The organism is Leisingera sp. F5, from assembly GCF_001593695.1.
In genome coordinates this window covers 1-2,579 of sequence record NZ_LUKH01000400.1, presented here as the reverse complement: position 1 = coordinate 2,579, position 2,579 = coordinate 1, and the positions used below count along the sequence as shown (strand labels likewise).

Genomic DNA, 2,579 nt, shown 5'->3' with positions numbered 1-2,579 from the left:
TCCTGAAGCGGATGCCGGGCACCGGCGCGGAACACGCGCCCGGCTGCGAGTCTTTCTTGCCTCCGGAAGATCTCTCGGGCCTCGGACAGGTGCAGGGCAGCGCGATCAAGGAAGATCTGGACAGCGGCACCACGACGCTGAAGGTCGATTTCCCTTTGACCATGGGCAGCAAGCGTCCGGCACCACCTGCGCCTTCAGGGAAAAAACCGACAGAGGCCAAAGCCAGCCCGCGCAAGCTCGGCCTGACGAGCCTGCTGCAATACCTGTGGCATGAGGCGGACCTGGTGAAATGGACCCCGGCGATGCAGGGCAAGCGCTGGTGGGGACCGGTGCAGCGTGCGCTGCTGACCGCGGCGGCCGGGAAATCCGCCAAGTCCCGTGACCTGCGGGATATTCTCTATGTTCCGGACTACTGGAAGGCGGAGCGGAAAGAAGAGAACGCGGCGCGCCGGACCAAGCTCCTGCGCGGCCTGCAGGCGCCTGCGCGCGGCACCGCCCCGCTTGGCCTCGTGGTGGCCGAATACAAAAGCCATGAAGCCACCCGCATGGGTGCGCGCTTCCTGTTCAAACACGCGCCGGATTGCGCCTTCTTCGCGGAGGAGGACCTGGTGCGGAAATTTGAGAAGGTGTTTGCCGATCAGCTCATGCTCGCGGACGCTTTGGGTGACGTGCATGTGATGGTGATCGCCACCTTTAGCGTGGCTAAAGCTGGCTACCCCGTTCTGCGGGAAATCGGCATGATGCTGGTCACTGCAAACTGGATCCCGTTTGAATCCATCCGCGACTATCAGCTGATCCAGGCACTGACAGAGAGCAGGCGCGCTTTCCTCAAGTCCCAGCGGTTCACCCTCGGTCAGGACACCCCGATTACCTGCGCGGTGCTGACCGACCTGGAAAGCCCGGTTTCGCTGTTCGTTGCTGATCCCGCCGCGGAAACCAATGCGGTCGCTGCCCTGCGCGAAGTGGCTGCAGAAGGCAATTATCCTGCCTGGCTCTGGCTCGACGAGGACGTGATGCCGGATCTGCCTATGCCCGCAAACCGGAAGGCGGAAAAAGAAACGGCCATCCTCAGGGAAACAGCGGATCATGAGGATGGCCGGCAAGCCCCGGGTAATCAGGAGGAAACTTACAAAAGCGGCCTGCCCCAACCAGATAGGAACGGTTCAGGGGAAAGGGAATGCCAATGAGGCGCATTTTCCTGAGCCTTTTCGCCGCAGCCTCTATTCTTGCGGCCAGCCCGGCCGGTGCTGATGTCGGCAGTGACCTGAAACAGTTCTGGGAACGCACCGGCGGCGGTGTGAACGTCACCAAGCCGACAGCCTACAAGGGCCAGCAGGCAGGCTATGCCACGCTCGGTTCTCTCTACCTGCGCACCCGCCCGCGCAACAGCCAGCTTGCAGCGATCCAGCTGCCCTCCGTTCGCGCGGGCTGCGGTGGAATCGACATCTTCGGCGGCGCCTTTTCCTTTATTTCAGAGGAGGAGCTGATCGCGCTGATGGAAGCGATCATGCAGAACGCCGCCGGGTTCGCCTTTGAACTGGCGCTGGAAAGCCTTTCGCCTGCAGTGCAGGAAATCGTCGCCAAGCTGCGGGACCTGATCCAGCAGGTGAACGCGACCAACATCAATTCCTGCGAAGCCGGGCAGCTGCTCACCGCATCCCTCTGGCCCAAAATGGATGGGGCCTCCCAGCATATCTGTCAGACTATCGGCGGATATACAGGACGCTATGCAGACCGGGTAGCCTCCCGTCACGGCTGCGGCACCGGCGGCCAGCACAGCTCTACCCTGGGCCGCGCCAGTGGCGCGCTGGCCGATCAGGTGCCAACGGATGTGAACTATGCATGGCGGGCAGTGAAGAAAAACAACTTCCTCGCTTCCAACCCTCGCATCGCTGAGTTCTTCATGACCCTCACCGGTACGATCATCACGACGGCCCCGGAAGATGATGACGACAGCACTACGCACCGCACCATCCCGCCGCGCGCCTTGTCGCCGGATGCGGCCAAGGCGCTGGTGGAAGGCGGCTCCTACAAAAGCCTGCGCTGCGATGAGACAAGTGACTGCCTGAACCCTGTACTCCGGGACAGAAACCTGTCCGCATCGGATGCACTGTTCGCCGTCACGGCTGATGCCATTCAGGGGCTGTCGGATGCTATCAGCAATGACACCCCGCCGCCGGATGAAGCCATTGCCCTCATCAACCTGACCACCATTCCGGTCTACAAGCACCTGGTCACGGCCAAGAGCTACAAATACCAGTTTGTCCAGGATGACATCAACTCGATGGCGGAGCTGGTCGCCGTCGATCTGGCGATTGCCTACATCGACGAGGGCATGAACGAAATCCTGAACTCGGCCGCCAACGTCGATATTGCCGGTGACATCAACCGGGAGTTTCAAGACACAGTGCGCCAAACCAAAGGTGTGCTTCAGGACCTGCGGGCTTCTGCACAGCGGAAATACGCGGAAGCCCTGCGCAATCTGGAGCGCCTGAGCCTTGCCAGGGGGGAACTGGCCGCATCCTCCAATGCGATTTTCAGCAACATCATCACTCAGACCGGGGGCCAGTGATCCATGC

General features: G+C 61.5%; 2 protein-coding genes. Both read left to right on the top strand.

Annotation, left to right across the window (positions count from 1 at the left end; all coding sequences use genetic code 11):
• Positions 1–11 precede the first annotated feature (11 nt).
• Positions 12–1,187, top strand: a complete 1,176-nt coding sequence (locus A2I95_RS30920; RefSeq protein WP_291735983.1) for a DUF1173 family protein — start codon at positions 12–14, stop codon at positions 1,185–1,187.
• Entirely contained in the window at positions 1,184–2,572 is a 1,389-nt protein-coding gene (locus A2I95_RS30915) for a conjugal transfer protein TraH (RefSeq protein ID WP_291735981.1), read from the top strand. Before A2I95_RS30920 ends, A2I95_RS30915 begins: the two co-directional genes overlap by 4 nt.
• The last annotated feature ends 7 nt before the right edge of the window (positions 2,573–2,579 follow it).

Bases quoted from the DNA above. Each gene is read 5' to 3' on its own strand.
- A2I95_RS30920 (WP_291735983.1), top strand. From the start codon at position 12: ATGCCGGGCACCGGCGCGGAACACGCGCCCGGCTGCGAGTCTTTCTTG.
- A2I95_RS30915 (WP_291735981.1), top strand. From the start codon at position 1,184: ATGAGGCGCATTTTCCTGAGCCTTTTCGCCGCAGCCTCTATTCTTGCG.